At 70.6% G+C, this 26,109-nt stretch carries 23 protein-coding genes; 17 read left to right on the forward strand and 6 right to left on the reverse strand.

The features are described from left to right. The first annotated feature begins 1 nt into the window (after nucleotide 1). The 4 genes from H6693_10745 to H6693_10760 all read left to right on the forward strand — a co-directional run bounded on the left by H6693_10745 (nucleotide 2) and on the right by H6693_10760 (nucleotide 4,557). A complete protein-coding gene (locus H6693_10745) occupies nucleotides 2-1,018 on the forward strand; it encodes a flippase-like domain-containing protein (protein ID MCB9516660.1) in 1,017 nt (338 codons plus the stop codon). A 1-nt stretch (nucleotide 1,019) separates the two neighbouring features. Beyond that, complete coding sequence (locus H6693_10750; GenBank protein MCB9516661.1) at nucleotides 1,020-2,096, forward strand: hypothetical protein; 1,077 nt, start codon at nucleotides 1,020-1,022, stop codon at nucleotides 2,094-2,096. A 238-nt stretch (nucleotides 2,097-2,334) separates the two neighbouring features. Then, nucleotides 2,335-3,297, forward strand: coding sequence for a PorV/PorQ family protein (locus H6693_10755; GenBank protein MCB9516662.1), 963 nt, complete (start codon nucleotides 2,335-2,337; stop codon nucleotides 3,295-3,297). 426 nt (nucleotides 3,298-3,723) lie between these two features. Then, a complete protein-coding gene (locus H6693_10760) occupies nucleotides 3,724-4,557 on the forward strand; it encodes a sugar transferase (protein ID MCB9516663.1) in 834 nt (277 codons plus the stop codon). A 233-nt stretch (nucleotides 4,558-4,790) separates the two neighbouring features. Here the strand turns inward: H6693_10760 and H6693_10765 are convergent, their stop codons facing one another. Then, complete coding sequence (locus H6693_10765; protein ID MCB9516664.1) at nucleotides 4,791-5,288, reverse strand: 3D domain-containing protein; 498 nt, start codon at nucleotides 5,286-5,288, stop codon at nucleotides 4,791-4,793. A gap of 185 nt (nucleotides 5,289-5,473) precedes the next feature. On the opposite strand from H6693_10765, the gene H6693_10770 reads away from it, so the two are divergent. Then, a complete protein-coding gene (locus H6693_10770; GenBank protein MCB9516665.1) occupies nucleotides 5,474-6,949 on the forward strand; it encodes an HAD-IG family 5'-nucleotidase in 1,476 nt (491 codons plus the stop codon). 6 nt (nucleotides 6,950-6,955) lie between these two features. Here the strand turns inward: H6693_10770 and H6693_10775 are convergent, their stop codons facing one another. The 3 genes from H6693_10775 to H6693_10785 all read right to left on the reverse strand — a co-directional run bounded on the left by H6693_10775 (nucleotide 6,956) and on the right by H6693_10785 (nucleotide 10,211). Beyond that, nucleotides 6,956-7,756 (reverse strand): hypothetical protein, encoded by an 801-nt coding sequence (locus H6693_10775; GenBank protein MCB9516666.1) that lies wholly within the window; start codon nucleotides 7,754-7,756, stop codon nucleotides 6,956-6,958. Between the two features lie 22 nt (nucleotides 7,757-7,778). Further along, complete coding sequence (locus tag H6693_10780; protein ID MCB9516667.1) at nucleotides 7,779-8,987, reverse strand: ABC transporter permease; 1,209 nt, start codon at nucleotides 8,985-8,987, stop codon at nucleotides 7,779-7,781. A gap of 81 nt (nucleotides 8,988-9,068) precedes the next feature. After that, nucleotides 9,069-10,211: a tetratricopeptide repeat protein gene (locus H6693_10785; protein ID MCB9516668.1), complete on the reverse strand. Its 1,143-nt coding sequence runs from the start codon at nucleotides 10,209-10,211 to the stop codon at nucleotides 9,069-9,071. A gap of 164 nt (nucleotides 10,212-10,375) precedes the next feature. Here H6693_10785 and H6693_10790 point away from each other — a divergent pair, with 164 nt between their 5' ends. Continuing rightward, a complete protein-coding gene (locus H6693_10790) occupies nucleotides 10,376-12,211 on the forward strand; it encodes a hypothetical protein (protein MCB9516669.1) in 1,836 nt (611 codons plus the stop codon). A gap of 33 nt (nucleotides 12,212-12,244) precedes the next feature. Here the strand turns inward: H6693_10790 and H6693_10795 are convergent, their stop codons facing one another. Beyond that, nucleotides 12,245-14,122: a family 43 glycosylhydrolase gene (locus H6693_10795; GenBank protein MCB9516670.1), complete on the reverse strand. Its 1,878-nt coding sequence runs from the start codon at nucleotides 14,120-14,122 to the stop codon at nucleotides 12,245-12,247. Nucleotides 14,123-14,247: 125 nt separating this feature from the next. On the opposite strand from H6693_10795, the gene H6693_10800 reads away from it, so the two are divergent. Then, nucleotides 14,248-15,369, forward strand: coding sequence for a site-2 protease family protein (locus H6693_10800; protein ID MCB9516671.1), 1,122 nt, complete (start codon nucleotides 14,248-14,250; stop codon nucleotides 15,367-15,369). Here H6693_10800 and H6693_10805 read toward each other — a convergent pair. Continuing rightward, complete coding sequence (locus tag H6693_10805) at nucleotides 15,359-16,297, reverse strand: Zn-dependent exopeptidase M28 (protein MCB9516672.1); 939 nt, start codon at nucleotides 16,295-16,297, stop codon at nucleotides 15,359-15,361. The genes H6693_10800 and H6693_10805 overlap by 11 nt on opposite strands. 155 nt (nucleotides 16,298-16,452) lie before the next feature. Between H6693_10805 and H6693_10810 the strand changes: the two genes are divergently transcribed. The 10 genes from H6693_10810 (at nucleotide 16,453) to H6693_10855 (ending at nucleotide 25,967) form a co-directional block, all read left to right on the forward strand. Next, nucleotides 16,453-16,944 carry a hypothetical protein gene (locus H6693_10810; GenBank protein MCB9516673.1) on the forward strand — a complete coding sequence of 164 codons (492 nt, stop codon included), beginning with the start codon at nucleotides 16,453-16,455 and terminating at the stop codon, nucleotides 16,942-16,944. 45 nt (nucleotides 16,945-16,989) lie between these two features. After that, a complete protein-coding gene (gene glpX / locus H6693_10815; protein ID MCB9516674.1) occupies nucleotides 16,990-17,934 on the forward strand; it encodes a class II fructose-bisphosphatase in 945 nt (314 codons plus the stop codon). A gap of 7 nt (nucleotides 17,935-17,941) precedes the next feature. Next, a complete protein-coding gene (locus H6693_10820; GenBank protein ID MCB9516675.1) occupies nucleotides 17,942-19,000 on the forward strand; it encodes a tetratricopeptide repeat protein in 1,059 nt (352 codons plus the stop codon). A gap of 128 nt (nucleotides 19,001-19,128) precedes the next feature. Continuing rightward, complete coding sequence (locus H6693_10825; protein MCB9516676.1) at nucleotides 19,129-20,982, forward strand: hypothetical protein; 1,854 nt, start codon at nucleotides 19,129-19,131, stop codon at nucleotides 20,980-20,982. 158 nt (nucleotides 20,983-21,140) lie between these two features. Next, the gene (locus tag H6693_10830) at nucleotides 21,141-21,404 is read left to right on the forward strand and encodes a hypothetical protein (GenBank protein MCB9516677.1); all 264 of its coding nucleotides are present in this window, start codon (nucleotides 21,141-21,143) and stop codon (nucleotides 21,402-21,404) included. A 1-nt stretch (nucleotide 21,405) separates the two neighbouring features. Continuing rightward, nucleotides 21,406-22,800, forward strand: coding sequence for a sigma-54-dependent Fis family transcriptional regulator (locus tag H6693_10835; GenBank protein ID MCB9516678.1), 1,395 nt, complete (start codon nucleotides 21,406-21,408; stop codon nucleotides 22,798-22,800). Nucleotides 22,801-22,844: 44 nt separating this feature from the next. Beyond that, nucleotides 22,845-24,155 (forward strand): replication-associated recombination protein A, encoded by a 1,311-nt coding sequence (locus H6693_10840; GenBank protein ID MCB9516679.1) that lies wholly within the window; start codon nucleotides 22,845-22,847, stop codon nucleotides 24,153-24,155. Beyond that, nucleotides 24,152-24,580: a GNAT family N-acetyltransferase gene (locus H6693_10845; protein MCB9516680.1), complete on the forward strand. Its 429-nt coding sequence runs from the start codon at nucleotides 24,152-24,154 to the stop codon at nucleotides 24,578-24,580. Before H6693_10840 ends, H6693_10845 begins: the two co-directional genes overlap by 4 nt. A 2-nt stretch (nucleotides 24,581-24,582) precedes the next feature. Next, nucleotides 24,583-25,341, forward strand: coding sequence for a class I SAM-dependent methyltransferase (locus H6693_10850; protein MCB9516681.1), 759 nt, complete (start codon nucleotides 24,583-24,585; stop codon nucleotides 25,339-25,341). Nucleotides 25,342-25,367: 26 nt separating this feature from the next. Next, nucleotides 25,368-25,967 carry a hypothetical protein gene (locus H6693_10855; protein MCB9516682.1) on the forward strand — a complete coding sequence of 200 codons (600 nt, stop codon included), beginning with the start codon at nucleotides 25,368-25,370 and terminating at the stop codon, nucleotides 25,965-25,967. The last annotated feature ends 142 nt before the right edge of the window (nucleotides 25,968-26,109 follow it).

Raw genomic sequence — 26,109 nt, forward strand, 5'->3', positions numbered from 1 at the left:
CATGGCGGCTCGGCGCCTGAGGCGGACCCTCTGGCTCTCCCTGGCCGCGGGCGTCCTGGTGATGCTCGCGTTGGCCCTGTTCGCCGACCTGGGCGAGACCCTGGACGCCCTGCGCGGACTCAACTACGCCTGGCTGCCGCTCTTGCTGGCGCTGGCGCTGACCAACTACCTGACGCGCTTCCTGCGCTGGGAGTTCTTCCTTCGCCGCCTGGGCATCCGCGTGCCCGTGGCGGACAGCGCCGCGATCTTCGTCGGCGGCTTCACCTTCTCGGTGACGCCGGGCAAGCTGGGCGAGGTCTTCAAGTCGGTGCTGCTCAAGCACACCCACGGCGCGCCGCTCGCGCGCACCGCGCCGATCGTGCTCGCCGAGCGCCTGACCGACCTGGCCGGGCTGCTGCTGCTGGCCGCGCTCGGGGTCTGGGGGGGGCGCGAGGGCGGCATCGCCTGGCTGGCGGGACTCGCGCTGGTGCTGCTGCTGCTGGCGGCGCTCGCCTCCGAGCGGCTCGGCCGGGCGCTGCTGGGGCTCCTGGGTCGCGTGCCCGTGCTGGGACGTCGCCGCGAGTCGCTGGAACACGCCTGGCACAGCGCGCGTCTGCTCATGCGGCCGCGCGACCTGCCGCTGCTGCTCATCGTGAGCGCGCTGGCCTGGTTCTGGGAAGGATGGGCGCTGGTCTTCGCGGTGCGGGCCTGCGATCTGTCCCTGCCGCTGGGGCAGGGCGTGGGCATCTACGCGCTGGCCACGCTGCTCGGCGCGCTGGCCTTTCTGCCCGGAGGGCTCGGCGTGACCGAGGGCAGCCTGGCGCTGATGCTGGTCGGACAGGCCGGCCTGCCGTCGGGCGCGGCGGCGGCGGCCACCCTCGTCATCCGCGCCGCCACACTCTGGTTCGCCGTGGGCCTCGGCCTGCTGGCGCTGATCTGGCTGGACCGTCGCTGGCGCCTGGGCGCCCGCCTCTGGAACGGCCTCGAGACGTCCCCGGGGCTCGACGCCAGCCCGGGCATGGAAGGAAGCGGGAGCTGAGATGCCCTACGGATTCGCACGTCGTGCTGCGCTGCTGATCGCCCTCGTCGCCCTCGCGGTTCCGGCCGCCGGACAGGAGCTGGGCATTCTCTCGTCCGAGGCGGGCATGCCCGTCACCCTGGACGGCGCCTACGCGCTGCGCGGCATCACGCCCTTCAGCCTCGAGGCCGCCGGCGCCTACACGCGCGTGCGCGTGGGCGGTCGCGGCTTCGAGTGGCGGCGCGCGCAGCTGGGCTGGGACAGCCAGGGGCGGCCCGTCATCATCAACGACAGCCGCCGCCGCGCGTGGCTGGGCACGTTGCTGCCCGGCGGCGGGAGCATGCTCTCCGGCCGCCCCTTCCACGGGGTGATGGAGTTCGCCTCGACCGCCTATCTGGCGCTCGGCGCGATCCATGCCGCCGACGATCGCGACGGGGCGCTGGCCGACTACGAGCGCTGGAAGCGCCTGGCCGAGACCGCCAACGATCCCACGGCCTACGAGAAGGAGGCCGCGCTGGCCTCGTCGCTGTGGGAGGAGTACCGGAATCACTACGATCGGCAGGTGCTCGCGACGGGGATCCTGCTGGGTCTGGGCGTCGTCGAGTCGTGGTGGTTCAACCGCCCGCTGGACGCGCAGATCCGGGGACAGCAGATCGGCCTCAGCGTGCCGCGGCTCTCGCGCGGGAAGGCCGTGTTCGCGTCGTTGATCCTGCCGGGCATGGGGCAGGCCTACCGCAACCAGTGGCGCTCGGGACTCTACCTGGGGGCCGAGGCGGGACTCGTCCAGGGCTTCCTCGAGAGCTACCGGCGCCGGAACCTGCACCAGCTGCGCCTCGACGCCGCCCAGGCGAGTCTCGACGCGGGCGACGCCGACGCGCCCGACGCCGACGGCCTCCGCCATCTCGAGGACCGCGTCCAGACGGCCGAGGACGACATGCACCTCTTCGCGGCGCTGGCGGGCGGGGTGTGGCTGATCAACGTCATGGACACCGTCTTCACCCAGCCGGCGGGCGAGCGCCCGCGCGGTCGCGCGCCCCGGCTCGCGCTGCTGTCCTCGCCCAGCGGCACGCCGGGACTGGGCTGGAGCGCCCGGTTCTAGCCGACCGACATTCCGCACATATTCCTTGCATCCGGGGCTGAATGGGGTTTGCATGCCTCGGACGGCGAACGCCCCGGGTCATCTCAATCGGACAGCTGGCACGCGTTCTGCGATCCCGGAGCGAAGGGACGGTGGGGGTCCAGGGTGGAGGCGGCAGCCTCCCGGGCGCCCGCAGTTCCCGCCGTGGGCCCGCCGCCCCGGCTCGGGACTCGAACTTGCAGCACTCGAGGCCAGCGTCATGATCCGCACATCGTCCGTCATGAAGAGCGTCCTGCTCATCTCCGCCCTGTGCCTCCCGCTGCCCGCCCTCGCGCTGGGCGGCGCGGGGGTCGCCGCCGGGGACTTCCTGGAAGTGCCGGTGGGGGCCCGGAGCATGGCCATGGGCGGCGCGACGGGCTCCGTCCCCGGGGACGTCTCGGCGCTCTTCCGCAACCCGGCCCTCCTCGCGGGCGACGGCGGCCAGCGGCTCTACTTCGGCCACCAGGAGTGGTACCAGGGCCTCCAGCACGAGACGGCGCTGCTGGCCCTCGGCCTGCCGGGACGTCTGGGCAGCGCCGCCGTCCACGCCCGCTATCTGCACCTGGCGCCGCTGCCGGCTTACGACTCGAGCCTGCAGCTGGTGGGCGAGGTGGATGTCTACGACCTCGCCGTCGGCCTCAGCTGGGCGCGCCGCTTCGCCCGCCGCGTGGATCTGGGCGCGAGCGTCCACAACGTGCAGGAGTACCTGGCCGGCGCGGTGGGGCGGGGCTGGGCCTACGACGTGGGCGTCGGCCTGGTGGCCTCGGGGTTCTACTGGAGCGCGGCGGCCCGCAATCTGGGCGCCGGCCTGGACTACGAAGGCGAGCACCTGGAGCTGGAGCAGGAGTACAGCCTGGGCGCGGCCCGCTACCTGCCGGCGCTGAACACCATCGCCAGCCTCGAGCTGCGCCAGCCCCGGTACTGGGGCGCCAGTGTGCGCGGGGGTGTCGAGACCCTGGTGGCCGACCGGCTCGTCCTGCGCGCGGGCTACGCCTACACCGCCGAGCTCGACGACGCGCCGGGTCTGCCCAGTTTCGGCCTTGGCGTCCTGCTGGGGGGAATCGGCCTCGACTACTCCTTCCAGAGCCAGCAGCACCTGGGCGAAGTGCACAGCCTGGGCGTGCGATTCGTCGGTCCTCGCGCGCCGGCCTCCCCCTACCGCTACTTCCGCCCCAGCATCTAGGGGTGACCGCACCCGGTACCGCAAGCGGCGGGAGGGTGGGGGATTCCCGCCTTACCTCCCCCTTTTTCCTGAATTGATCGCCCCTTCTTCTTATATTTTCGTGATTTAGCTTGCCGTGACCTTGTGGGGTAAGGGGGGGGATGATATACTCTCCCCCGGTGCGGTACACCCGCGCCATCCGGGATGGATCCCGAAGTGGAGACAGAGACCCGGCGGGTGAGAGCGGTCGTTGGGAGTAGCGCGCGGCTCTACCCTTCCGGTGCCGTTGAAGGAACAGGGGGGAAGCGTACGGCTCACCCTGGTTTTTTTTAGCCAGGATGTCCTCACAGAAGTGTGAGGACCGTTACATCAGAGGGCGGAGCGACTTGGTACTCTGATTGCGTCAACGACGAAGCAGCGCGCAGACAACAACAGGCGTGGTCCGAGATGAAGAAGACAGTCTTCGCTGATGATTTCCTGGAGTCGTTCCGCAGCAAGGGACGCCCGGAGCTCAGCACGGTCATCGATCCCGAGGCGGATCCGACGCTGAACTGGCTCAGCCGGCACAGCGATCGGAAGCACATCCCCAACGAGCGGCACCTCAGCCCGCTCACCCGGCGTGCGATCCGGCTCTTCGACATCGTGGCCTCGAGCTCGGCGCTGATCCTCCTCAGCCCGCTCTTCCTGATCCTGGCGACTCTCATCAAGCTGGAGAGCCGCGGTCCGGTGATCTACCGGCAGGTCCGGACGGGCCTCAACCTGCGCACGAACGACCGCCGTCGGAACGGCAACATCCGCGTGCTCGACGAGCGCCGCCGGAACGATCGCCGCCAGGCGCCCGTGCCCGGCAAGCCGTTCGAGATCTACAAGTTCAGGAGCATGGTCTCCGACGCGGAGAAGAACGGCATCCAGCTGGCCAAGAAGAACGACGCCCGCATCACGCGTCTGGGCAAGCTGATGCGCCGCACCCGCATGGACGAGCTGCCGCAGTTCTGGAACGTGCTGCGCGGCGACATGAGCATCGTGGGCCCCCGTCCCGAGCGGCCGGAGATCATCGCCTACCTCGAGGAGCAGATCCCCGGCTACACCGAGCGCCTGGGCGTGAAGCCCGGCATCACTGGCCTGGCCCAGATCCGCAATGGCTACGACACGGACCTGGAGCACATCCGCCGCAAGATCACCCTGGATCGCTACTACATCCAGAAGTGCTCGCTGACGAACGATCTGAAGATCATCGTCCGGACCCTGCGGGTGGTCGTGCGCGGCGAAGGCGCGATGTAGGAATCCACTACAACTCAGTGAGTTAGGGCAGCACAGCCAGGCCGGCTGTGCTGTTTTGCTTGTGCCGCCGAGAATGTGGCTGCCCCTCGGGCCACCTGATCTTGGGGTCGAGGGGCTGAGATCGGTCCAGATCTTGGGGGCCGTCGGGGAGCACGGCCGCCTGGAGGGGGCCAGCAACATTCTCCGCGGCACAAGGTGATTGTCAGGATTGGGGCGCCCGACGGGCTGGAGGCCTAGAGGCTCAGGGGATTGTCAGGCACCGGGGACAGCTTCAACTCCTGCACGCCCCAGGCGCGCGCGCTCTCCCGGTCGGGGAACCAGATGTCCGCGCGGCTGCGGTAGCGGGCGTTCATGGCGTCCTCCACCACGAACTCGCCCACGCCCTCCACGTGCACCCTGTCGCCCCAGTCGAAGGGCGCGTCCGGGTTGTAGCGGCGGAGCATGTCGCGGCTCAGGGCGATGATCCCGTGCCGGACCGTCGTGTTGGCCGCAGTGATGGTGGGGGTGGAGTCGCACTGATCGCGGGTGCTGGAGTAGCCGGTCACGGTGACGTTGTAGACCGGGGCGCCGTCGAGGCCCATGTACTCGTCCACGGCGCGCCAGTCGGCGGAGCGCGCATGGACGGGCGCCGCCTCCGGCGGCGGCCCATGCAGAGCGCTGCGCCAGCTGTCGGCGGGGCGGAGGCCGAGGGAAAGTACCAGGGCCAGGATGGGTGTGAGTGTGGCTTTCATCATTGGTTGATTTTGAGGGGGTGAGCCACCATTCTACCTGTCCCGGGCAACCCAGGTCAAGCCGTCGGCAGAATAATTCCGCTGCCGTGGAATGATTGGCAAGCATTATGCATCATAGGGAAGCTTCGGAGCATCTCGGGGTGATTTTTCCGACTTCCCTGCGGGGACTGCCCAGCGAGTTCGTCATGCACAGCGCGCCCGACCTTCCTTTCCGCCTGCCGCCGGTGGCCAGCCACCGCTTCGAGCAGTTCATCGAGAAGCGCCACCGCATCTTCGTGAACCGCAACCTCCGCATGAGCAGCGTCCGCTGGGTGGGCTTCGACATGGACCACACCCTGGCGCTCTACAACCGCAACTTCATCGAGGCGCTGGTCTTCGACATGGCCAAGGAGGTGCTGGTCGCCGAGGGCGGCTACACGTCGGCCCTGCGGAGCGTGCGCTACGACCCCGACTTCGGGATTCGCGGCCTGGTGGTCGACAAGGAGCGGGGAAACATCCTGAAGGTCGACAAGTTCCACTACGTGGCCGAGGCGTTCCACGGTCGCGAGCGGGTGGACAAGGAGACCCGCAAGGCCCTCTACACCGGCGGCAGCCTGCGCCTGTCCGGCGAGCGCTTCTGGAGCAACGACACGCTCTTCGGCCTGCCGGAAATCTCGCTCTACGCCGGGGTGGTGGAGGCGCTGGAGGCCACGGGGCAGGGCGAGCCCGACTACCGGCGGCTCTTCGACGACATCCGCAACTCCGTCGATCAGGTCCACCGGGACGGCAGCCTCAAGGCCGTCGTCCTCGAGCGCCTGGGCGAGTGCTTCCTGCGCGATCCGCGCCTGCCCGCCGCGCTGGAGAAGCTGCGCCGGGAGGGCAAGAAGCTCTTCCTGCTCACGAACTCCGACTTCGCCTACACGGACGCCGTGCTGCGCTACGTTCTGGCCGACGGCATCCTGGACCGGCCCTGGTGGTCCTACTTCGACCTGCTGGTGACGGACTCGCAGAAGCCGGGCTTCTTCGCCGGAGACGCGCCCTGGGCGGACGGGCGCGGCGACTGCCACGGCACCCCCTGCTTCGCCGGCGGCAACGTCGCGCTGCTCGAGCAGCAGCTCGGCGCGGCCGGCGACGAGATCCTCTACGTCGGCGATCACATCTACGGGGACATCCTGCGCAGCAAGAAGAGCGTCGGCTGGCGGACGTTGATGGTGGTCGAGGAACTCGAGCACGAGATCCGCGCCACCGAGGAGAGCAGCGCGGACAACGCGCGCATCGACGGCCTGCAGGTGGAGAACGAGGGCATCCTCACGCGGCTGCTGGAGGTGCGCGAGGCGCTCGAGGCCGGCCGCGACACCAAGCTGACGCGCTACCGCTCCCTGCCGCCCGAGGACCTGAAGGCGCTGGACGACCGTCTCGCCGCGCTCACCGGCGAGGAGCACAACCTCGACCGCCAGCTCACGGCCAATCTGCTGGCGATCCGGGCCATCGAGCTGGAGATCCGCCAGCGCTTCAACCCCTTCTGGGGCCCGCTCTGCAAGGTGGACAGCGAGCTCAGCCGCTTCGGGGACCAGATGGGGGACTTCGCCTGCGTCTACACCGCGCGGGTCAGCAACCTGCTCTTCTACCCGCCTGACAAGTACTTCCTCAGCCCCGAGGAATTCCTCCCGCACGAGCTCTAGCGACGGCTAGTGGATGTAGAGCGGCAGGTCCAGCCGGAAGGCGATCCGCAGCGCGCGGTGCATCCAGCGGAACTGCAGATAGGTCGAGCAGCCGCGGCTGAGCTCGACCACGCGCTCCTCGCTGAGGTGCGCGTAGAGCAGGCCCGACAGGAAGTCCAGGTAGATGCTCACCAGCTCCCGCGGCACCTCGCGGCTGTAGCCGGTGTCAGCGGAGCCGGGGGAGCTCATGCCCAGCAGCGCGTGGAGGATGTGATCCGTGCTGATGCCGTCGCCGGCGCGCTCGAGCGGCACGGGTTCGGCGCGCTCGAGCAGACGGCTGCCGCCGCGCAGCTCGGTGCTGCGCAGGCGGGCGACCGGGGCGCCGTCGAAGGGGGAATCGCTGCGCAGGATGAGGCTGAGCAGCGTCGGCCACTCCTCCGGGCCGAGGCGGTCGATCACGCGCTGCAGCCGCTCGGCGGCGAACTCTTCGAAGCTCGCGAGCAACGGGTAGTTGATGCGCCCCACGCAGCCGAACTCGTCGGCTTCGGGGTCGAGGTTGGCCGGGCAGTCGCGACAGAGCGCCAGGCGCTCGCCGATGCGACCGCCGACCTCGCGCACGTCCTCGACGGTGAAGCGCTGCACCTCCACGGCCTCGCCCTTGTAGGCGGGCATCTGCCACTCCTTGTCCTCGAGCCCGCGCCGGCCGAGTTCGGGGTGGTCGCGGAGATACTTGTGGATCATGTAGAGGAAGGTCCAGCGGCGCAGACCGGCCTCGCCGAGCTCCTCGCGATTCCTGCAGAGGTGGGGGATGGCGTAGTCGATGCCCAAGGGAGCCCCTTTTGGCGCGGCGCTAGACGGCCCGGATCGCCGCGATGGGATCCAGGCGTGCCGCCTCCCAGCCGGGATAGAGGGTGGCCAGCAGGCAGACGCCCAGGGTAATTGACCCCACCAGCAGGAAGTCAACGGGATTCAGCAGGATCGGCACCGTTTCCAGCACGAAGAGATCCCAGGGGATGTGCAGCGGATGCCGCTGCAGCCAGAGCCCCAGCAGCCAGCCGCCGCCGAGGCCCGCGCCCACGCCCATCAGGCCCACCAGCCAGCCCTGCAGCACCACCAGACCCATGATCCCGCGACGGCTCAGCCCCAGCGTGCGCAGGATGCCCAGCTCGGCCCGCTTCGCGCTGACCATGAGCGTCAGCGCGCTGATGATCCCGAGGCTCGCCACCGAGACCGTGAGCAGGAGGAAGAGGTACATCATCGCTTTCTCGCGGTGCATGGCGTCGAAGAGCACGCGGTTGCGCTCCTGCCAGGTCACGGCGCGATAGCCCGCGAGCGCGGGCAGGGCCAGCAGGCTGTCCGCCACCCGTCCGGCCCGCTCGGGGCGCAGGCAGCGCACGCCGATGCCCTGCGCCTCGCCCACGACCTGCAGGAACTCCGCGCAGCGATCGAGTTCGGCGAAGGCCCGCGTGGCGTTGAACTCGTAGAGGCCGGCGTCCACGAGGCCCACCAGGCGGAACCACGCCTCGCGGCCGCGCAGGGAGTCCAGCGAACTCGTGGCCGCGCTGATGTCCGGCACCAGCAGGCGCAGACGGTCGCCGAGGCCCACCTGCAGGTTCGTCGCGAGTTCCTCGCCCAGCAGGATGCCTGGCTCGGCGCCATCGCCGCCGGGCAGCACCCAGCCCTCGTGGGGGGCGAAGCCGGTGAAGTCGGGATAGGAGAGGGCGAGGACGTCCGTGACCGCCGCCTCGCGCTCCGGGTCGATGCCGGTGAGGGTGGCCGTCTCCAGGCGCTCGCGGCCGTCCATGCCGCGGCTCACCACCAGCACCTCGGAGCGCACGAAGGGCGCCGCCGCGGCGACGCCCGGCTCGGCCTCCACCGCGGCGAGCAGCGGGCCGACGTCGACGATCGCCCCGCTGCCGCCCGGCTGCAGCTCCACGTGGGCTTCACCGTCGTTGATGAGACGCTGCAGCTCGTGCTCGAGTCCGTTCATCACCGAGAGGATCACGGTGAGCGCCAGCACGCCCACGAGGATGCCCCCCATCGCGACGAGGGCCGTCATGGTGACGGCCCTCCCGCGTCGAGGACTTCCGAGTTGCCTGAGGGCGAGGAACCAGGTCAGGCCCGTTGCCATCGGCCGGCGCTAGTTCTGTCCGGCCGCGGCGCGCTGGATCAGGTTCTCCTGGCGCTTGATCTCCGTCTGCGCGTAGCTGCCCCACTGGGGGTCGCCGGTCACCGACTCGAAGATGTCGAGGGCGTCCTCGTAGCGTCCCAGCTTCTCGTAGGCCTTGGCCTTGGTGCAGAGCAGGCCGGCGCGCTCGGTGCCGTCGGAGGTCAGCTTGAGGCCGGCGTCCACCACGCTGATCGCCTGGCTGGGGTCGCCCTCGTCGTTGAGGATGTTGCCGAGCCAGCGGTGGGGGAGGTTGTCCTTGGGACGGTCCTCGGCCTTCATGGTGCCGATCAGATTGACCGCGTGCTGCAGGTACTCCTGCGCGTCGCTCTTGCCGCCGGGGGTCTCGTTGTAGACGAGGCCCAGCATGAGGTTCAGGTTGTAGTCGTTGGGCTGCTCGGCGTAGGCCTTCTGCAGGTGCTCGAGCGCCTTGTCGTACTGCTGGCGGTTGAAGTAGAGCAGGCCCAGGTTGTAGCGGCCCTCCATCTTGTCCGGGTCGTAGCTGTAGGCCTTCTCCAGGTTGTCGATGGCCAGATCGTAGTTCTTCTTCTGGCGGTACAGCGTGCCGAGCGCGTAGTGCGCGCGCGCCAGCAGCGACGTGTCCTCGGTCTCCGTGTTGGTCACCTGGTTCAGCAGCTGCAGCGCGAGGTTCTTCTCGGCCTCGTTGCGCGAGCGCATGTAGAGCGTGGCGAGGTTCACCTTCGCGAAGCTGTTGCCGGGCTCGCAGCCGGGCTTGCCGCCCTTGCCGACGACTTCCTCGTAGGTCTGCTTCGCCCGCTCCTCGAGCTTCAGCGCGAGATAGACGTAGGCCAGGCTGTTGGTCACGGCGCAGTCCCCGGGGGACAGCTCATGGGCGGCCTCGTAGCCGGTCTTGGCGTTGCGCCAGTCCTGCAGCTGCATGGCGGCGCTGCCGAGGCCCTTGGCGGCATCCAGGTTCGTCTTGTCCGCGTTGAAGGCCTGGCGGAAGTCCGCGACGGCCTGCCGGTACATGCCGTTGCGGTAGTACTCCCCACCGCTGGCCACGAGCTGGTCCACATCGGAGGGCTGGGCCAGCAGGGGGGCGGCACTGAGTAGGAGCGCCAGGGCGCCCAGGATGGCTCGCTGCACAGTCTTCATGATCGTCCTCGTTCGCAAGTGAATGTCCGTTACGGGGGCGGGGGCAATATACAGGAGCCCCAAAACCGGTTCAACCCCGTGCCGTTTCACCAATTCGTTGCCTCGGAGTTCCCGGCCCCCCATATTTCCCGGGCCCGCCGCCTGACGGGCAGGAGTTCTCGACCATGGCAACAACGAATCGTCGGCTTCTCGGCGCCTGGGGCGCCCTCTTCCTCCCAATGGCGCTGCTGCTCGGCTCCTGTTCGCAGCCCGTGCCCCCGGAGGCGATCCCGCCGCGCATCCTCTACTACGAGCCCAGCGGCGAGGACACCCTCGTCATGGACGAGGAGGGCGCCGAGCGTTTCGTCCTCCACGTGCAGGCCAGCGCCGACGCCGAGTTCTGGCTGACGCTGGGCGGCGAGCGCACGCTCCTGGCCGACAGCAGCTACATCTTCGTCCCGGCCGACCACGGCCTGCAGTGGCCCGTGGTGAGGCAGGACAGCCTCGTCGTCGTCGGCCTCGAGCTCGAGGACGCGGGCCTGCGGCTGGGGCGCGCCTGGCCCGTGCTCGTGAGCATCACGCCGGGCGTGGAATTCCTGGTGGAGCCCCCGGAACTGGATCTGGAGGCGACGGTGGGCGACACGCTGGATTTCAGCATGCTCGTCGAGAACGCGGGGGGGACGGTGGAGTACCGCTGGCGCGTCGACGACACCCTCGCCGGCGACGATCCGCAGTTCGCCTACATCCCCGGGCAGCCGGGGGAGGTGCTCATCCAGGGGCACGCCTGGGTCCCGGGCACCAGCACCGACCTCTACCATTACTGGGAAGTCACCGTGTCCCCCTGCGAGGACCAGGTCCCGCCGGTTCCCGTGACCGGCCTGGTGATCGGGCCGGGGCCGTCGCCGGGCGATCTGGTGGTGCGCTTCGGGGCGTCGAGCGACGGCCCGGACGGCGAGCTCGCCCGCTACGAGCTGCGCTTCTGGGACGCGCCGCTCCCCCCCGAGCAGTGGAGCACGACGAACCTGGTGGCCTCGCCGCCGGCGACTCCCGGCGCCGTGCAGGAGGAGTACACGCTGCACGCGCTCGCGCCCGGTCGCTACTTCTACATGCGCGTGCGCGCCCACGACGCCTGCGGCAACGTGTCGAGCTGGAGCGACCTGGCCGAGGGCAAGGTGGCGGGCTTCGCGGTCGGCGGCGTGGTGCGCGACTGGGAGACGGGCGAGGGCGTCGCGGGGCTGCAGGTGCGCTACGGGATCGGCCGTCCGTCCGACGAGGTGCAGGACGTCACCGCCGCCGACGGCAGCTTCCACTGCTCCAACGTCCCCTATCGCGACGTGAACCTGAACAATCCGCCCGGCATGATCCGCGACGAGGCCCTCGCCATCGTGGGCGACTGGTACGACATCCTCGACACCCGCGCGATCAACGACTCGCTCCAGTACGCGCTGGGCACCTTCCGCGCCGGGCCCACCGAGACGGGCGTCTACGCGCAGTACCTGACCTACTTCCGCTACATGCTGCGCGCGGACGTCTACGGGGGCGACATCCTGCACATGCAGTATCCGATCGCCATCCACGTGGAGCCCTTCGTCTACAACGGCATCGACTACGAGCAGCTGCTCAGGAACGCCATCGGCATCTGGGAGGAGGACACCGGCCTCGATCTCTTCACGCCGGTGGCCACCGCCGCCGAGGCGTCGCTGCTCGTGCAGTATCATCCGGGCGAGCCGGGCAGCGGCTCCTACGAGATCCTCGACCGGAATCCCGCGGACGACGTGCCCCTGCTCGCGCGCATCCACTGGAACGCCAGCGGTCAGCCGGGCTCTGAGGAGGGCCTGCAGCGGGTGATCCTGCACGAGCTGGGCCACGCGCTCGGCCCGCTGCGCCACAGCAGCGAGGTCGGCCACGTGATGGCCACCACCAACGTGGTGCCGCGGCCCAGTCCGGACGAGGTGAAGATGGTGCGGATCCTCTGGCACATGGCGACCCGCGAGCCCGCGGGCTTCCTCGCCGAGAACTAGCGCCGGCCCAGGTCGGGCCGGCGCTCTCACCGATCAGCGGATGAGCTGAAGCTTGCGGCTGTCCAGCGGCGCGCCGTCCAGGCGCAGGCGCGCGAAGTAGACGCCGCTGGGCAGGGCGTGTCCGGCGTCGTCGCGGCCGTCCCAGGTGACGAAGCCCGGCGTCGCCGGCAGCGCGGCGTCGAGAAGCGTGCGCTGGTGGCGGCCGGTGGCGTCGAGGACGGTGATCTCCACGCGGCCCGCGCGCTCGAGCTCGTAGCGGAGCCGCGTGCTGGGATTGAAGGGGTTCGGGTAGGGCGCCAGCAGACGGCCCGCGAGCGCGGGCGCGGGCTGCGGCTCGATCGCGGTGCTGCCGTAGCCGGCGGCGCTGAGGACGTCCTCGAGCAGCGGGCCGGGATTCATGGGCAGCGTGGGCGGGAAAGGATCGATGCCGGACTCGGTGTAGCCGTGGATCTCGTCGACGCTGATGTAGCCCTCGGGGTTGTTGAACGACAGGTCCGCCACCACGATGTAGACTTCCTCGCCGATGAGCGACGTCGTGTCCCAGAGCCGGACCGTCATGGAGTGCGAGCCGCGGCCCGACTCCTGGAAGCGCAGCGTGTCGCCCTGGCTGCTCACCAGGCCCACGAACTCGCGGTCGATGAAGTCGCCGCCGCCGACGAGAAGGCTGATGCGGTTGCCGTCGACCACGAAGGGCTCGCTCTTGAGCAGGCCGATGGGCTCGACGCCCCGGAAGCTGCCCTGCTCTTCGTCCACGGGGGCGGGGAAGTCCTCGTAGGTGGCGAGGTAGCTGTTGCCGCGCAGGTTCGCGTGGCTGTCGCCGCGCTGGTGCGGGTTGTCGCCCCAGGTGGGCTGGTTGTCGAAGGCGTTGCCGAAGACCACGCTCCACGTGGAATCGAGGCCGTGACCGATCGGGTCGATCTGCGCGCTGCCGCCGGGGCCGTCGAAGTCGATGCGGTCGAAGCGATAGTAGAAGATGAGCCCCTCGGGCGAGGCGAGCGCGTTGTGCCGGCTGAAGATCACCTCGTCGCCGAGGTCCGAGATCTCGGGCGCGTTGCCCACGTCGATGACCTCGAGGTTGTCCTTGGTCCACGCGCCCGTCAGCGTGGGCGCGGTGAGATGGCTCGTGCCCTGCACGCCCTCCTCGGTGAAGAGCAGGTGGTAGAGGCCGCCCCAGGTGAAGAGCTGCGCGCTTTCGAGCACCGCGACGCTGTCGTTGACGAAGAGCGGCGTCTCGTCGGTCCAGTTCACGAGGGTCTGGCTGCGGGCGAAGCTGATCGCCCCCAGGTTGCCCGACGTCGTCGCCGTGTTGAGCAGGTACCAGTAGGGCGAGCCGTCCTCGTGGAAGATCTCCGGGTCGCGGCAGTTGGACCAGAGCCCCACGGTCCAGGCCGCCCAGCTGCCCGGATGGTAGATGGGGTTGAGCGGCCAGCGGTTCCAGTCGTAGAGGTCGGAGCTGTAGGCGAGTCCCGTCTGCTGGGTGATGGTCTCGCTCACGCCCGTGTAGAAGAGGAACCAGTCGCTGCTGCCCGGGTCCTTGATGACCTTCGGCGCCCAGATGAACTTGCCTTCCCAGCTCTGCGGCTGGACCTCGCTGACGGGCAGGATGCTGTCCTGGCGCGTCCAGTGCACGAGATCGGCGCTCGTCAGATGCCCGAGCCAGCGCTCGCTGCGCAGGTAGTCGGGCGGCACCGGCGGCAGGCTGTGGATGTAGAACAGGTGGTAGAGACTGTCGAGCTTCACCAGCGCGTGGTCCTTGCACTGGTTGCCGAGGGTCTCGACGAAGTAGGGTTGCTCGAAGTCCAGACGCAGCTCCGCGCGCACGGTGGTCGCGGCAGCCGAGAGCAGGAAGAGGAGCGACAGAATGGCGAGGCTGCGTCCGGGGCGCCGACGCCGAGGCGTGCCTGATGTCATTCCGGGTCCTTGAGGATGGTTGTGATCCAGCACGGGTTGAACGAAGATTGTATCAAAGACCCGCGTCGAAGGTCAATTCACGGGGACCCGCGCGGCCCCGCCAGACGCCAGTTTCCGGAGTGAGCATGCTCGAATTGCGTCGAATGCTGGGAGGAAGGCTGCGCCTCGGCCGCGTCGCGGGCATCGACGTGCTGCTGCACGGTTCCTTCCCGCTCTTCCTCGCCGTGGTCGGCGCTTACTTCGCGTGGTCCGTGGGGTGGCGTGAGGCCGCCACCACCGTCCTCAGCATCCTCGTGCTCTTCTTTCTCGTCCTGCTCCACGAGCTGGGGCACAGCCTCGTCGCCCAGCGGCTCGGGGTGACGATCCGCTCCATCACGCTCATGCCCATGGGTGGCCTGGCCCTCATGGACGCCCTGCCGCGCCGGCCGCGCCACGAGATCCTCATCGCCATCGCGGGCCCGGCGGTCAACCTGATCCTGGCCGCCGTCGCGCTGCTGCTCCGCCTGCTGCTGCCGCTCACCGCGCTCTGGCCGGCCGCGGGCCAGGGCCTGGTCGGCGAGCTCGCGGAGCGTTTCGTCTACGCGAATCTCGCGCTGGCGCTCTTCAACCTGCTGCCGGCCTTTCCCATGGACGGCGGCCGCATCCTGCGCGCGACGCTCGCCACGCGCATGCCCTACCTGCGCGCCACCGAGCGCGCGGTCTGGGTGGGACGCGCGCTGGCGGCGCTGCTGGTGCTCGCGCCCTTCCTCTACCCGCCGCTGCTCATGCTGGGCGTGATCGGCGTCTTCCTGCTGGTCGCCGGCGGCCGCGAGCTGCGCGGCGTGCGCCTGGACGAGCTGCTGAACCACCGTCCCCTCTCCACGCTGCTCGACCTCGACCGCGAAGGCTGGCTGCTCGCCGCGCGGGAGACGCCCCTGGGCGACGTCCGGGCGGCCCTGCTCCAGCGCGACGACGCCGACTGGGTGCTCGTCGACCTGGAGGGCGGCGCGCTGGCGCTTCTCGGCCGCCGCGAGCTGCTGGCCGCCGCGGCGGCCCTGCCGCCGGAGCTGCCGATGCTGCGCCTCGTGGAGCGTCCCCTGCGCGCGCTGCCCGCGGACGCCACCGCGGCGGCGGCCCTGCGCGCCTTCGGGGCCAGCGGCCTCGAGGCCCTGCCCGTCCGCGAGGGTCCGTCGCTGCGCGGCGTGCTGCGCGCGGCGACCCTGCGCCGCATGGTGGACGAAATCCGCGGGGGCGCGACTAGGGGGTGATGGGCTCGGCGAGGGCCATCACCGTGCCCACCAGGGCCCGGGTGGCGTCGGCCAGGTAGTCCGGCTGCAGGTCCGGCAGGCTGTCGGCGGCGTGGTTGGCGAAGGGATAGGCGTCGGCGATGCCCTCGTGCAACCAGATTGCGGGGAGCGCGTAGTACCAGAACTGGAGGTGGTCGCTGCTCACGCCCCAGCTGCCCGTGCCCCGGTTCAGCGAGTCCACGAGGAGCGGCGAGGCGGCCAGCTGGGCGTAGGGCAGGGCGGCTCCCGCCAGCGGCGCGCTGAGGGTATCGCAGACCAGGCTCGCGTCGCGCCGCAGGTCGCCGTCCCAGCCGATCATGTCCACGTTGACCACGCAGACGAGACTGTCGCCTGCCGCGGGGTGGCGCCAGGCGGTCGCCACGCGGCGGCTGCCGAACATGCCGATCTCCTCGCCGGCCCAGAAGATGATCTGCACGGTGCGGGCGAGCGGCGCGTCGGCGAGCACGCGCGCCAGCTCCACGAGCGCGGCCACGCCGGTGGCGTTGTCGATGGCCCCGGCGGCGCGGGCGGTGGAGTCGGTCCAGCTCTCCGGGTAGCTCTGGCAGTCCCAGTGCGCGCCCACGAGCACGTACTCGTTGGGCCGGGTCTGGCCGGGCAGCGTCACCACCAGGTTGGCGGTGGGGATGTCCCGGATGCGGTGGATGACGAAACTGTCGGCCACGGCCGGCGTGCCCTGGTCGGCGAGCGTCTCGCCGAGCCAGTCGAGGGTGGCGGTGGTGCCGGGATCGTAGTGCATCCAGCGCGAGTGGATGGAACTCAGGGCCTCCACGTGCGCATAGAGCCGTGACTGCCTGACGTGCGCGGCCCGGCTGACGATGACCTGGGTCATGGCGTCGGCGGTCGGGCCCTGGTCCCCGGAGCAGCCGAGCCAGAGGACCAGCGGGATCATGATTGTCAGTGCGCGGCGCCACATGCCCTCAGGATAGGGCTGCGGAGGCCGCGACCACAAGCCGCGACGCCAAAGGAATGTTCCTTGCGTCGATCTGAGGGGCCTTCTAGACTGCCCACGCCGCGCCCGGCGTGGCGTGACGACGAGGAGCCAGCATGAATTGCCCGCGTTGCACCCAGGGCATTCCCGCCGACGCCAGCTACTGCCCGCACTGCGGGCTGGATCTCAGCACGGTGCAGCGGGAGCCCGCAGTCCCGGCGGACCTGCCGCCCCTCCCGGACGAGCCGATCCTCGACGGGGGCGCCGACGCGGAGCCCGACGTGGCCACCGATCCGGGCAGCGTCTGGCCGCGGCCACTTCGCCTGCACCGCACGCGCAGCGGCAAGCGGCCCTTCCTGGCGGCCACCCTGGCCTTCTTCTTCGGACCCTTCGCCTACCTCTACCTCGAGCAGGCGAACTGGTTCTGGTGGGGTTTCCTGGGCGGGATCTTCCTGCTCTTCGTCAGCCGGGGAGAGGTGCTGCCGCTGCTGGTGCTGGGCTACGTCCTGCACAGCTACGACGTGGCGCAGATCCTCGACGAGGAGCACCGCGCGGCCGGGGCGGAGACGATGACACCCTCGCTCGACGCCGAGGGCGAACTGGGATAGGCCGGGCCGCGCGCGACGCCGCGACCGCACAGCATTAGGAGAAGCATGGATCGCAACCTGGCCCTGGAGTTCGTGCGCGTCACCGAGTCGGCGGCCATCGCCTCCTCGCGCCTGCTCGGACGCGGCGACCCCAACGCGGCGGACCAGGCGGCCACCACCGCCATGCGCGAGGGCTTCGCGCGCATCGACATGGACGGCACCGTCGTCATCGGCGAGGGCGAGCGCGACGAGGCGCCGATGCTCTACATCGGCGAGCGCGTGGGCACCGGCGAGGAGCCGGCGGTGGACATCGCGCTGGATCCCCTGGAGTGCACCAACAGCGTGGCCTATGGACGTCCCAACGCCATCGCGGTCGTGGCCGTGGCGCCGAAGGGGCACTTCCTCCACGCGCCGGACACCTACATGGAGAAGATCGCCGTGGGACGCGAGGCCATCGGGGCGATCGACATCACCCGCAGTCCCGAGGAGAACCTCCACGCGGTGGCCGAGGCCAAGGGCCTGCCGGTGGAGGACCTGACCGTGGCGATCCTCGACCGCGAGCGCCACGAGCAGCTCATCGCGCGCGTGCGCAAGGTGGGCTGCCGGATCCACCTGATCCCGGACGGCGACGTCTCGGCGGCCATCGCCGCGGCGGTGTCGGACTCGGCGGTGGACATCCTCCTGGGCACGGGCGGCGCGCCGGAGGGCGTGCTGGCGGCGGCCGCGCTGCGCTGCCTCGGCGGGGACATGCAGGCGCGCCTGGCCTTCCGCAACGAGGGCGAGCGCGAGCGCGCCGTGCGCATGGGGCTCGAGGAGCCGTCGCGGATCTTCCAGCTCGAGGAGCTGGCGAGCGGCGACAACATCATGTTCGCCGCCACCGGCATCACCGACGGCGACCTGCTCCGCGGCGTGCGTTTCCACAAGGGCGGCTGCCACACGCACAGCATCGTCATGCGGAGCCGTTCGCGCACGATCCGCTACATCGAGGCCGAGCACACCTTCGAGAGCTGAGGCCGGCATGAACTGGATCGGACTGCTGGAGCGCGTCGAGCCCTACTACCGCTGGCGGCGGGAGAAGCATCCGCCCTACCCCGACCTGCTCCTGGAGTGGGGCCTCTACGCACAGCTTCGCGCCCTGCTGTCGGAGGAGCGCGAGGCCGGCGCCGGGGAGCCCTGGTTCGACGCCGCCGCCGAGGCCCGCGACAACCTCGCGGCCGCCGGCGCCGACTTCGAGGACCTCGCCGCCTGGGAGGCCTGGCTCGACGCCCAGGGCGGCCTGCGCGCGCCGGCCCCGGCCCCGGCGGCCGACGTCCTGAGCGCCCGCCTGCGCGAGGACCTGGCCGCGGCCGACGCGGAGCGCGACGCGCTGCTGGCGGCCACCGCGCCGCTCGACGCCGCGCCTGCCGCCCTGCGGCGGGCCCTGCTCTGCCCGGCCTTCCGCCGTCCCCTGGCCGCCATGGCCGAGTTCTTCACCTACCGCGACGAGGGCGAGACCGGCCGCCGCCTCTACGCCTGGGCGGCGCTCTGCGGCCGCAGCCCCGAGCGGCACTGGCTCTACCTGTCCAAGTGGGAGCGCCGGCTGGGCAGCCGCGACGCGGCGGTCCGCGCCCTGGAGACGGGCCTCGCCCGCTGGCCCGAGTCCGTGCTCCTCCTGCGCGCCCTGGCCGACGCCCGCGACCGCGAGGGCGAAGTGGACGCCGCCGTGGCCCTGCTCGAGCGGGCGGTGGCCGTGCAGCCGGCCTGGCCGGACCTCCGCTACGAGCTCGGCCGCCTGCTGGCCGAAGGCGAGCACCGCGAGCGCTCGCTGCTCGAGATGGGCCGCGCCCTCGAGCTCAATCCCGGCTACACCCGCGCCGCCCTGGGGCGCGCCGAGCTGCTGATGGCCCTGGGCGAGGACGCGCGCGCCGAGCGGCAACTCGAGTCCCTGCGACGGGACCAGGCCGAGCCCTCGCGCGTCTACGAGCTGCTCAGCCGCATCTATGCCGAGCGGAGCGACAGCCGCCGCGCCGAGGAGTTCAGCGTGCTCGCCCAGCGGGCGCTGGCCGACGAGAACGAGGGCTCCCGGACGGGCGCCTGAACGGCTGCGTCGCACGCTATCTTCATGATTTCCAGTGCGTTCCCGTCACGGCGCAGGACGGCGCGCCTCGCGTTTTTCTCCAGATTCGCCACCGGATCTGTTAGAATGACCTGAACGCGAGGTGATCGATGCCACGACTCCCCATGCTCCTCGGCGCCCTGCTGGGCGCCCTGACGGCCGTGCTGTCCCTGGTCCCGCGGGCGGGCGCCTTCGTGACCTTCGACTTCGAGCAGCCCTACTTCCTCGAGGACTACGGCGTCCAGTGCAAGGACCACTCGGTGGTCAAGTCGGACAGCCTCTACCACGTCTTCTACATCAAGAGCTTCCCGCCCAACGGGCACTTCATGCGCGAGGAGAACCGCTTCGGGCACATCACCAGCCCGGATCTGCGGCACTGGACGCGCCACCCCGACGTCATGAGCACCGACGCCCCCGACGCCGCGGCCTGGGAGTCGGAGTTCGTCTGGGCGCCGAAGGTGATCGAGGATCCCAACAGCAGCGACTGGCTGATGTACTACACCGGCGCCACCTACAACGTCACGCAGCAGGCGGGGCTGGCCTCGTCGTCGGACCTCTTCAACTGGTACCGCTCGCCCTCGAATCCCATCTACCACCCGGGCTCCTGGGCCATCTGGACGTCGGGCCTCTGGGCCAACTGCCGCGACCCGGAGATCTTCCACGAGGACAGCACGGGCAACTGGTACATGCTCAACACGGCGAGCAAGGCGCCGGACTCCCTGGGCTGCGTGAGCTACGCGATCAGCGCGAACCTGTCGAACTGGACGGACCGCGGTGCGCTGGTGCTCAACGACAGCAACAAGGTGCTCGAGAGCGTCCAGATGGTGAAGCACAACGGCACCTACCACCTCTTCTTCACCGAGGAGGGGGACGGGCTGATCAGCCACATGTCGAGTCCGGCCTTCGCGACGGGCTGGTCCAAGGAAGACCGGATCTACGTGGACGACGGCCACGCCTGCGAGGTGACGGAGCTCCCCGGCGAGCCGACGCTCTGGAGCCGCCACCGGGGCATCGCGCTCCGGGATGGCGCGCGCTTCTTCTTCCGCTTCGGCACGATCGACTTCGACACCCCCGACGGCGTGCCCGAGGTCGCCCACGAGGCGGGCTTCACCCCCGACTGGACCGTCGTCTTCGGCAACGCCTTCACCTGGCAGCCCACCTGGGGCGACAATCCCTACGAGCGCACCGGGGTGCACTCGGGGATGGAGGGCAACGCCTACGTCGGCACCTACGAGCTCTTCCCGAACCCGAACGCCTACCCGCCCGGCCGGGCGCAGGGGAACGTGCCGACCGGCATGGTGCGCAGCGTGGACTTCACCGTCACCGGCGATCGCATGAAGCTGCTCGTGGGCGGCGGCGACGCGCCCGGCCTCGCCTTCGTCGGCATGGTGTCCGGCGCGAGCGGGCGGCTGCTGTTCTGGGAGACGGGCACGGGCGGCGACCTGCTCACCCCGCGGCTCTGGGATCTGTCCACGCTGGCGGGACAGTCGGTCTATCTGGTGATCGCCGACCTGAGCAGCGACGCGGACGGCAACATCGCCACCGACAGCATCGAGGAGTACAACCGTTCCGGGCAGGACCCCCAGACGCCCAGCACGCCCATGGCGGCGGGACCCTACCTGGCCCAGGTGCTCGCCGACGCCGGCTTCGGGCAGACGGGCACGTCCGGAACCGCGGCGCCCGCGCCGGCGCGCCTGCTCGCGCCCTACCCGAATCCCTTCAACCCCCGGACGCGACTCCGCTACGAGCTGGAGGCGGCCGGCCAGGTGAGGCTCGAGATCCTGGACGCCCAGGGCCGCAGCATCCGTCGTCTGCTGGACGCCCCGCTGAGCGCCGGTCCCGGCTACGTGCTCTGGGACGGCCACGACGACCGCGGCGCCCTGGCGGCCAGCGGCGTCTACCTGGCCCGGCTCAGCGTGGACGGCCGCGAGGCCGGCCGGCAGAAGTTGCTGCTGGTCAAGTAGTTGGCCTCGCGACGACACATCGCCGCGACATTCTCCTGAAAAACTCCGCCGAAGTCGGTTGGAAACTCCGGCTTTGGGGCGTCATCCCTGCGTGACTTGTCGACGTGGCCGCACGACTCCGCCCGTCGTCGACGAGCAAGCCCGCCGGGAGGACACCCATGGACCTGACCGACCTGACCCGCCTCATCATCGACGGCTTGCAGGGGGCCGATCGCCCCGCCCTCGCCGAACTCGCCGGCTACGACCCGGAAGTCTTCGAGGACCTCGTGCGCCGCTTCCTCCGTGCGGGCATCCTGGCCATCGCGGACGCTCCCAAGCACCGCCCCGGCGGCTGTCAGGTGATCCCTCTCTACGCGCTGGGCGAGGCGCCCGGCTTCGACGCCACCCCGGACGGCGCGCTCGGCGCCCCCGCGAGGGCGTAGGATGGGCGGAACGTCGACGGGCGCCGCCGAGTCAGGCATCGGACGCCCCAGCATCCTCATGGTCGAGGACGGCGACGGCGCCGGCCAAACCCTCGTGCGCGGGCTGACGGATCGCTATTCCCTCCACGTCGTGAAGGACACGGACGAAGCTCGCGAGCGCCTGCGGATCCGCTACGCGGACGTGGTGCTGCTGGAGCTCAACAGCCCGGCGCGCCACGCCCCCGGCTTCGAGTTTCTCGACCACCTCCGCGCCGAGTACCCCGAGATCCCGGTGCTGCTGCTCTCGGCGCGACCGGAGGCGGCGACGATCGTCCGCGCGATGAAGCTGGGCGCCACCGGCTACGTGACCCTGGACGCCGGCGCCGCCGAGCTGGAGCTCAACCTGCGCACGGCGCAGGAGCTGCGCGCCTCGCGCATCCGCGTGCAGCTGCGTGGGGACGGCGAGGAAGCCAGCATCGTGGGCAACAGCCCGGCGATCAGCGCGCTGCGCATGGAGCTCAAGCGCCTGGCCGCCGTGGAGCGGCCCCTGCTCCTCACGGGCGAGGTGGGGACGGGCAAGGAGCTCTTCGCGCGGGCTCTGCACGCCCACGGGCCGCATCCGGACGAGCCCTTCGTGGTGGTCAACTGCGCCGCCTTCACCCCTGCGCTGCTCGAGCAGGAGCTCTTCGGCAACGAGCGCGGGGCCTTCGAGGGCGCCCAGCGGCGGCGCATCGGCCGCTTCCAGGAGGCGGGGCAGGGCACGCTCTACCTCGACGAAATCGCGAAGATGAGCCTGGAGACCCAGACCAAGCTGCAGCTCGCGCTGAGCTCGGGGCGCTTCCGTCCCCTCGGCACCCGGCAGGAGGTGCCGCTGCGCGCCCGCGTGATCGTCGGCAGCAGCCGCGATCTCGTGCGCGAGGCCAGGGAGGGCCGCTTTCACAACGTGCTCCTCTTCACGCTGCGCGCGCTGGAGCTCAGGATCCCGCCGCTGCGCGAGCGCATGGAGGACCTGGAGCCGCTGACCCATCACCTGATCTTTCGCAAGGCGCAGGAGATGAAGCTGCCGGTGCCCACGCTGGAGGTGGCCGCGCTGAAGAAGCTCCAGCGCCAGTCCTGGCCGGGCAACGTGCGCGAGCTGGCGACGGTGATCGAGAACGCGCTGGTCCATCTCGACGGCAACAGCCTGTCGCCCAAGTGCTTCAAGCTGCTCGACTGCGGCGGCTACGAGGGGCTCGGCTACCACGAGGCCAAGGCGCAGGCCGACGAGGGCTTCCGGCTCGCCTACTACAAGAGCCTCCTCCAGGTCACGCGGGGCAACATGGCCGAGATGATGGCCATCAGCGGCCTGCCGCGTCAGACCATCCACCGGCACCTGGTGGATCTCGGCCTGAAGCGCAAGGACTTCAAGCGCCGCTAGCGCCGCGCTTTCCCGCCGGCGGCGCCCCTGCTATGCTGCCGGACATGGACCTCTTCGCGAGCAAGGCCCCCGCGCCGCTGGCCGAGCGCATGCGACCACGCACACTGGACGAGTTCCTCGGCCAGCGGCAGCTGCTGGGCGAGGGGCGCCCGCTCCGGCGCTACCTCGACAGCGGCGCGCTCTCCAGCTCCATGCTCTTCTGGGGGCCGCCGGGCACCGGCAAGACCACGCTGGCGCGAATCCTCGCGGGCGTGGTGGACGCGGAGTTCGTCAACTTCAGCGCGGTGACCGCGGGGGTGAAGGAGGTCCGCGCGCTGGTGGCCGCGGCCCGCGAGCGCCAGGCGATGAGCGGCCGCCGCACGCTGCTCTTCGTGGACGAGATCCACCGCTTCAACAAGGCCCAGCAGGACGCCTTCCTGCCCCACGTGGAGGACGGCACCATCATCCTGGTGGGCGCCACCACCGAGAACCCCAGCTTCGAGGTCAACAGCGCGCTGCTGAGCCGCAGTCGCGTCTTCACGCTGCAGGCGCTGGGCGAGGACGAGATCGTCGTGCTCCTCGAGCGCGCGCTCGCCGACGCGGAGCGCGGTCTCGGCGAGCGGAAGATCGAGGCCGAGCCGGGGGCGCTGGAGCTCATCGCGGCGGGCGCCAGCGGCGACGCCCGCGTGGCCCTCAACTCGCTCGAACTGCTCGCGGCGAGTCTCACCGGCGACAGCCCCCGCCTCGAGACGGCCGCCGCCGCCGAGTTGATGCGCCGGCGCAGCCATCGCTACGACAAGGCCGGCGAGGAGCACTACAACCTGATCAGCGCGCTGCACAAGAGCCTGCGCGACTCGGATCCCGACGCCTCGCTCTACTGGGCCGCGCGCATGCTGGCCAGCGGGGAGGATCCGCTCTACCTGATGCGGCGCCTCGTGCGCTTCGCCAGCGAGGACGTCGGCAACGCCGATCCGCGCGCCCTGCAGGTCGCCGTGGCCGGCATGCAGGCGACGCACTTCCTCGGTCTGCCGGAGTGCGACACGGCCGTCGCGCAGACCGTGCTCTACCTGGCCTGCGCCCCCAAGAGCAACCGGGTCTACACGGCGGTGAAGGCGGCCGCGGCCGACGTGGAATCGCTGCCCGACGCGCCCGTCCCCCTGCACCTGCGCAACGCGCCCACGCGGCTGATGAAGGAGCTGGGCTACGGGGACGGCTACGTCTACGCGCCGAACGACCCCGGGGGCGGGCTGCGCCAGTCGCACTTCCCCGACGAGATCGGCCCACGGCACTACTACGAACCCACGGAGCACGGCTACGAGGCGCGCATCCGCGAGTTCCTGGCCTGGCGTCAGCGCCGGCGCGAGGAGGACGAGTGAGCGCTCCCCAGCTGCGGCGCCTCGAGGCCGCCGACCTGCCCGCGGCCATCGCGCTCTGGGCGCGCGCGGGCATACGGCTCACCCTGAGCGACCGCCTCGACGAGCTCGAGCGCCTGCTCGCGCAGAACGCCGACACCTGTCTCGGCGCCTGGGACGGCGGCGCGCTGGTGGGCGCGGCGCTCGGCACCTTCGACGGCCGCCGCGCCAACCTCTGGCACCTGGCGGTGGCGCCGGAGCGGCGGGGCGAGGACATCGCCACGGCGCTCATGGCGGCGATCGAAGGGGTGTGGCGGCGCATGGGCGTCGTGAAGGTGAACTTTGCCGTGGAGGAGGCGAACCGGGGAGTGCTGGGCTTCTACGAGAAGCTGGGCTACCATGGGCGCGAGGACGTCTTCCTGGTGAGCAAGGTGTTGCGAGAGGACTAGCGGTGGCCGAACGACGCGAGTGGTGGGAGACCTTCTTCCGTGGGCCCTGGCTCCGCTATCAGCAGAGCATGGACGCCCCCGACCTCGTGGCCCCGCCCGCGGACTTCCTCGAGGCCGTGCTCGACCTCAGCCCCGGCGAACGCGTGCTCGACGCCCCCTGCGGCGAGGGCCGCCTCGGCCGCGAGTTCGCCCGCCGCGGCTACCGGGTGACCGGCCTCGACGCCACGCGCTCGCTCCTCGCCGCCGGCCGCCGCAAGGCGCGCGCGGAGGGCCTCGACGTCGACTGGGTGCAGGGCGACATGCGCCGCCTGCCCTGGCGGCGCCGCTTCGACCTCGTCCTCTGCTGGTGGGGCAGCTTCGGCTACTTCTCCGACGAGGAGAACCGCCGCCACGTCCGCGCCGTGGCCCGGGCGCTGAAGCCCGGCGGCGTCTTCGCGCTGGACCTGCACAGCGCCGAGACGCTCTTCCCCAGCTTCGCGCGGCAGACCTGGAGCGAGCGCGAGGGCGTCGCCGTGCTCAGCGCCAACCATTACGATACCGAGACCGGCCGCGTGGAGACCGAGTGGACCCTCCACGACGGCGCCGGCGGTCGCCCGCGCCGGGCGACGAGCAGCATCCGGGTCTACACGCTGCACGAGCTGCGCGCGCTGTTCCTGGCCGAGGGCTTCAGCGAGTGCCGCGCCTTCGGGGACCTGGAGGGCGCTCCCTTCGAACTGGACGCCCGCCGCCTGATCCTGCTCGCCACCAAGGCCCTGGACTGAAACACACGAGACACGAAGGAGACGCCGTGAAGCGCAACGCCATCGCAATCCTGATCATCGCCCTCGCCCTGCCCACCCTGGCGGCGGCGGACGACGTGACCGACGCCATCGATGAAGGCCTTGCCGCCTACAAGGCCAACCGCTTCGGCGACGCGGCCAGCTCGCTCGAGTACGCCGCCGCCCTGATCAAGCAGCAGAAGGGTGAGGCGATCGGCGTCGTCTTCCCCGACGCGCCTGCCGGCTGGTCGCGCGAGGAGCCCCAGTCCGGCGCCGCCGGCGCGGCGATGTTCGGCGGCGGCGTGTCCGCCAGCTGCGACTACGAGCAGGACGGCGGCGATGGGCAGATGTCCATCCAGATCATGAGCGACTCGCCGGTCATCGCCACGCTGTCCATGGCGCTGTCCAATCCCATGCTCATGGCCTCGGACGGGGCCAAGCTCACCAAGTTCGGGGGCAACAAGGCCCGCGTGAAGTTCGAGAATGGCAGCGGCGAGATCCAGGTGCTGGTGGAAAGCACGGTGCTGGTGACCCTGAATGGCAGCGATCTGCCGAGCAAGGAGCCGCTGACCGGCCTGGCCGAGGCCATCGACTGGGACGCCCTGACGAAGATCGCCCGCGACAAGTAGTCTTGCGGCCGATTTAGACGGTATGCGATTGCTATAGCGGATTCCGCTCTGCGCGGCCCTCCATTCCCCGGAGGGCCGCGCGGCTTTTTGCGCCGCGCCCCTCGCGCCGCGCGGAGGGACGCTCTACACTGTGGGCCGCCAA

The sequence above is a fragment of the Candidatus Latescibacterota bacterium genome, from assembly GCA_020633725.1.
In the GTDB taxonomy this organism is placed as follows: Bacteria; Krumholzibacteriota; Krumholzibacteriia; order JACNKJ01; family JACNKJ01; genus VGXI01.

Bases quoted from the DNA above. Each gene is read 5' to 3' on its own strand.
- H6693_10790 (MCB9516669.1), top strand. From the start codon at position 10,376: ATGGCAACAACGAATCGTCGGCTTCTCGGCGCCTGGGGCGCCCTCTTC.
- H6693_10805 (MCB9516672.1), bottom strand. From the start codon at position 16,297: ATGATCCCGCTGGTCCTCTGGCTCGGCTGCTCCGGGGACCAGGGCCCG.
- H6693_10795 (MCB9516670.1), bottom strand. From the start codon at position 14,122: ATGACATCAGGCACGCCTCGGCGTCGGCGCCCCGGACGCAGCCTCGCC.
- H6693_10810 (MCB9516673.1), top strand. From the start codon at position 16,453: ATGAATTGCCCGCGTTGCACCCAGGGCATTCCCGCCGACGCCAGCTAC.
- H6693_10750 (MCB9516661.1), top strand. From the start codon at position 1,020: ATGCCCTACGGATTCGCACGTCGTGCTGCGCTGCTGATCGCCCTCGTC.
- H6693_10785 (MCB9516668.1), bottom strand. From the start codon at position 10,211: ATGAAGACTGTGCAGCGAGCCATCCTGGGCGCCCTGGCGCTCCTACTC.
- H6693_10755 (MCB9516662.1), top strand. From the start codon at position 2,335: ATGATCCGCACATCGTCCGTCATGAAGAGCGTCCTGCTCATCTCCGCC.
- H6693_10745 (MCB9516660.1), top strand. From the start codon at position 2: ATGGCGGCTCGGCGCCTGAGGCGGACCCTCTGGCTCTCCCTGGCCGCG.
- glpX (MCB9516674.1), top strand. From the start codon at position 16,990: ATGGATCGCAACCTGGCCCTGGAGTTCGTGCGCGTCACCGAGTCGGCG.
- H6693_10820 (MCB9516675.1), top strand. From the start codon at position 17,942: ATGAACTGGATCGGACTGCTGGAGCGCGTCGAGCCCTACTACCGCTGG.
- H6693_10780 (MCB9516667.1), bottom strand. From the start codon at position 8,987: ATGACGGCCCTCGTCGCGATGGGGGGCATCCTCGTGGGCGTGCTGGCG.
- H6693_10830 (MCB9516677.1), top strand. From the start codon at position 21,141: ATGGACCTGACCGACCTGACCCGCCTCATCATCGACGGCTTGCAGGGG.
- H6693_10840 (MCB9516679.1), top strand. From the start codon at position 22,845: ATGGACCTCTTCGCGAGCAAGGCCCCCGCGCCGCTGGCCGAGCGCATG.
- H6693_10765 (MCB9516664.1), bottom strand. From the start codon at position 5,288: ATGAAAGCCACACTCACACCCATCCTGGCCCTGGTACTTTCCCTCGGC.
- H6693_10800 (MCB9516671.1), top strand. From the start codon at position 14,248: ATGCTCGAATTGCGTCGAATGCTGGGAGGAAGGCTGCGCCTCGGCCGC.
- H6693_10770 (MCB9516665.1), top strand. From the start codon at position 5,474: ATGCACAGCGCGCCCGACCTTCCTTTCCGCCTGCCGCCGGTGGCCAGC.
- H6693_10760 (MCB9516663.1), top strand. From the start codon at position 3,724: ATGAAGAAGACAGTCTTCGCTGATGATTTCCTGGAGTCGTTCCGCAGC.
- H6693_10825 (MCB9516676.1), top strand. From the start codon at position 19,129: ATGCCACGACTCCCCATGCTCCTCGGCGCCCTGCTGGGCGCCCTGACG.
- H6693_10835 (MCB9516678.1), top strand. From the start codon at position 21,406: ATGGGCGGAACGTCGACGGGCGCCGCCGAGTCAGGCATCGGACGCCCC.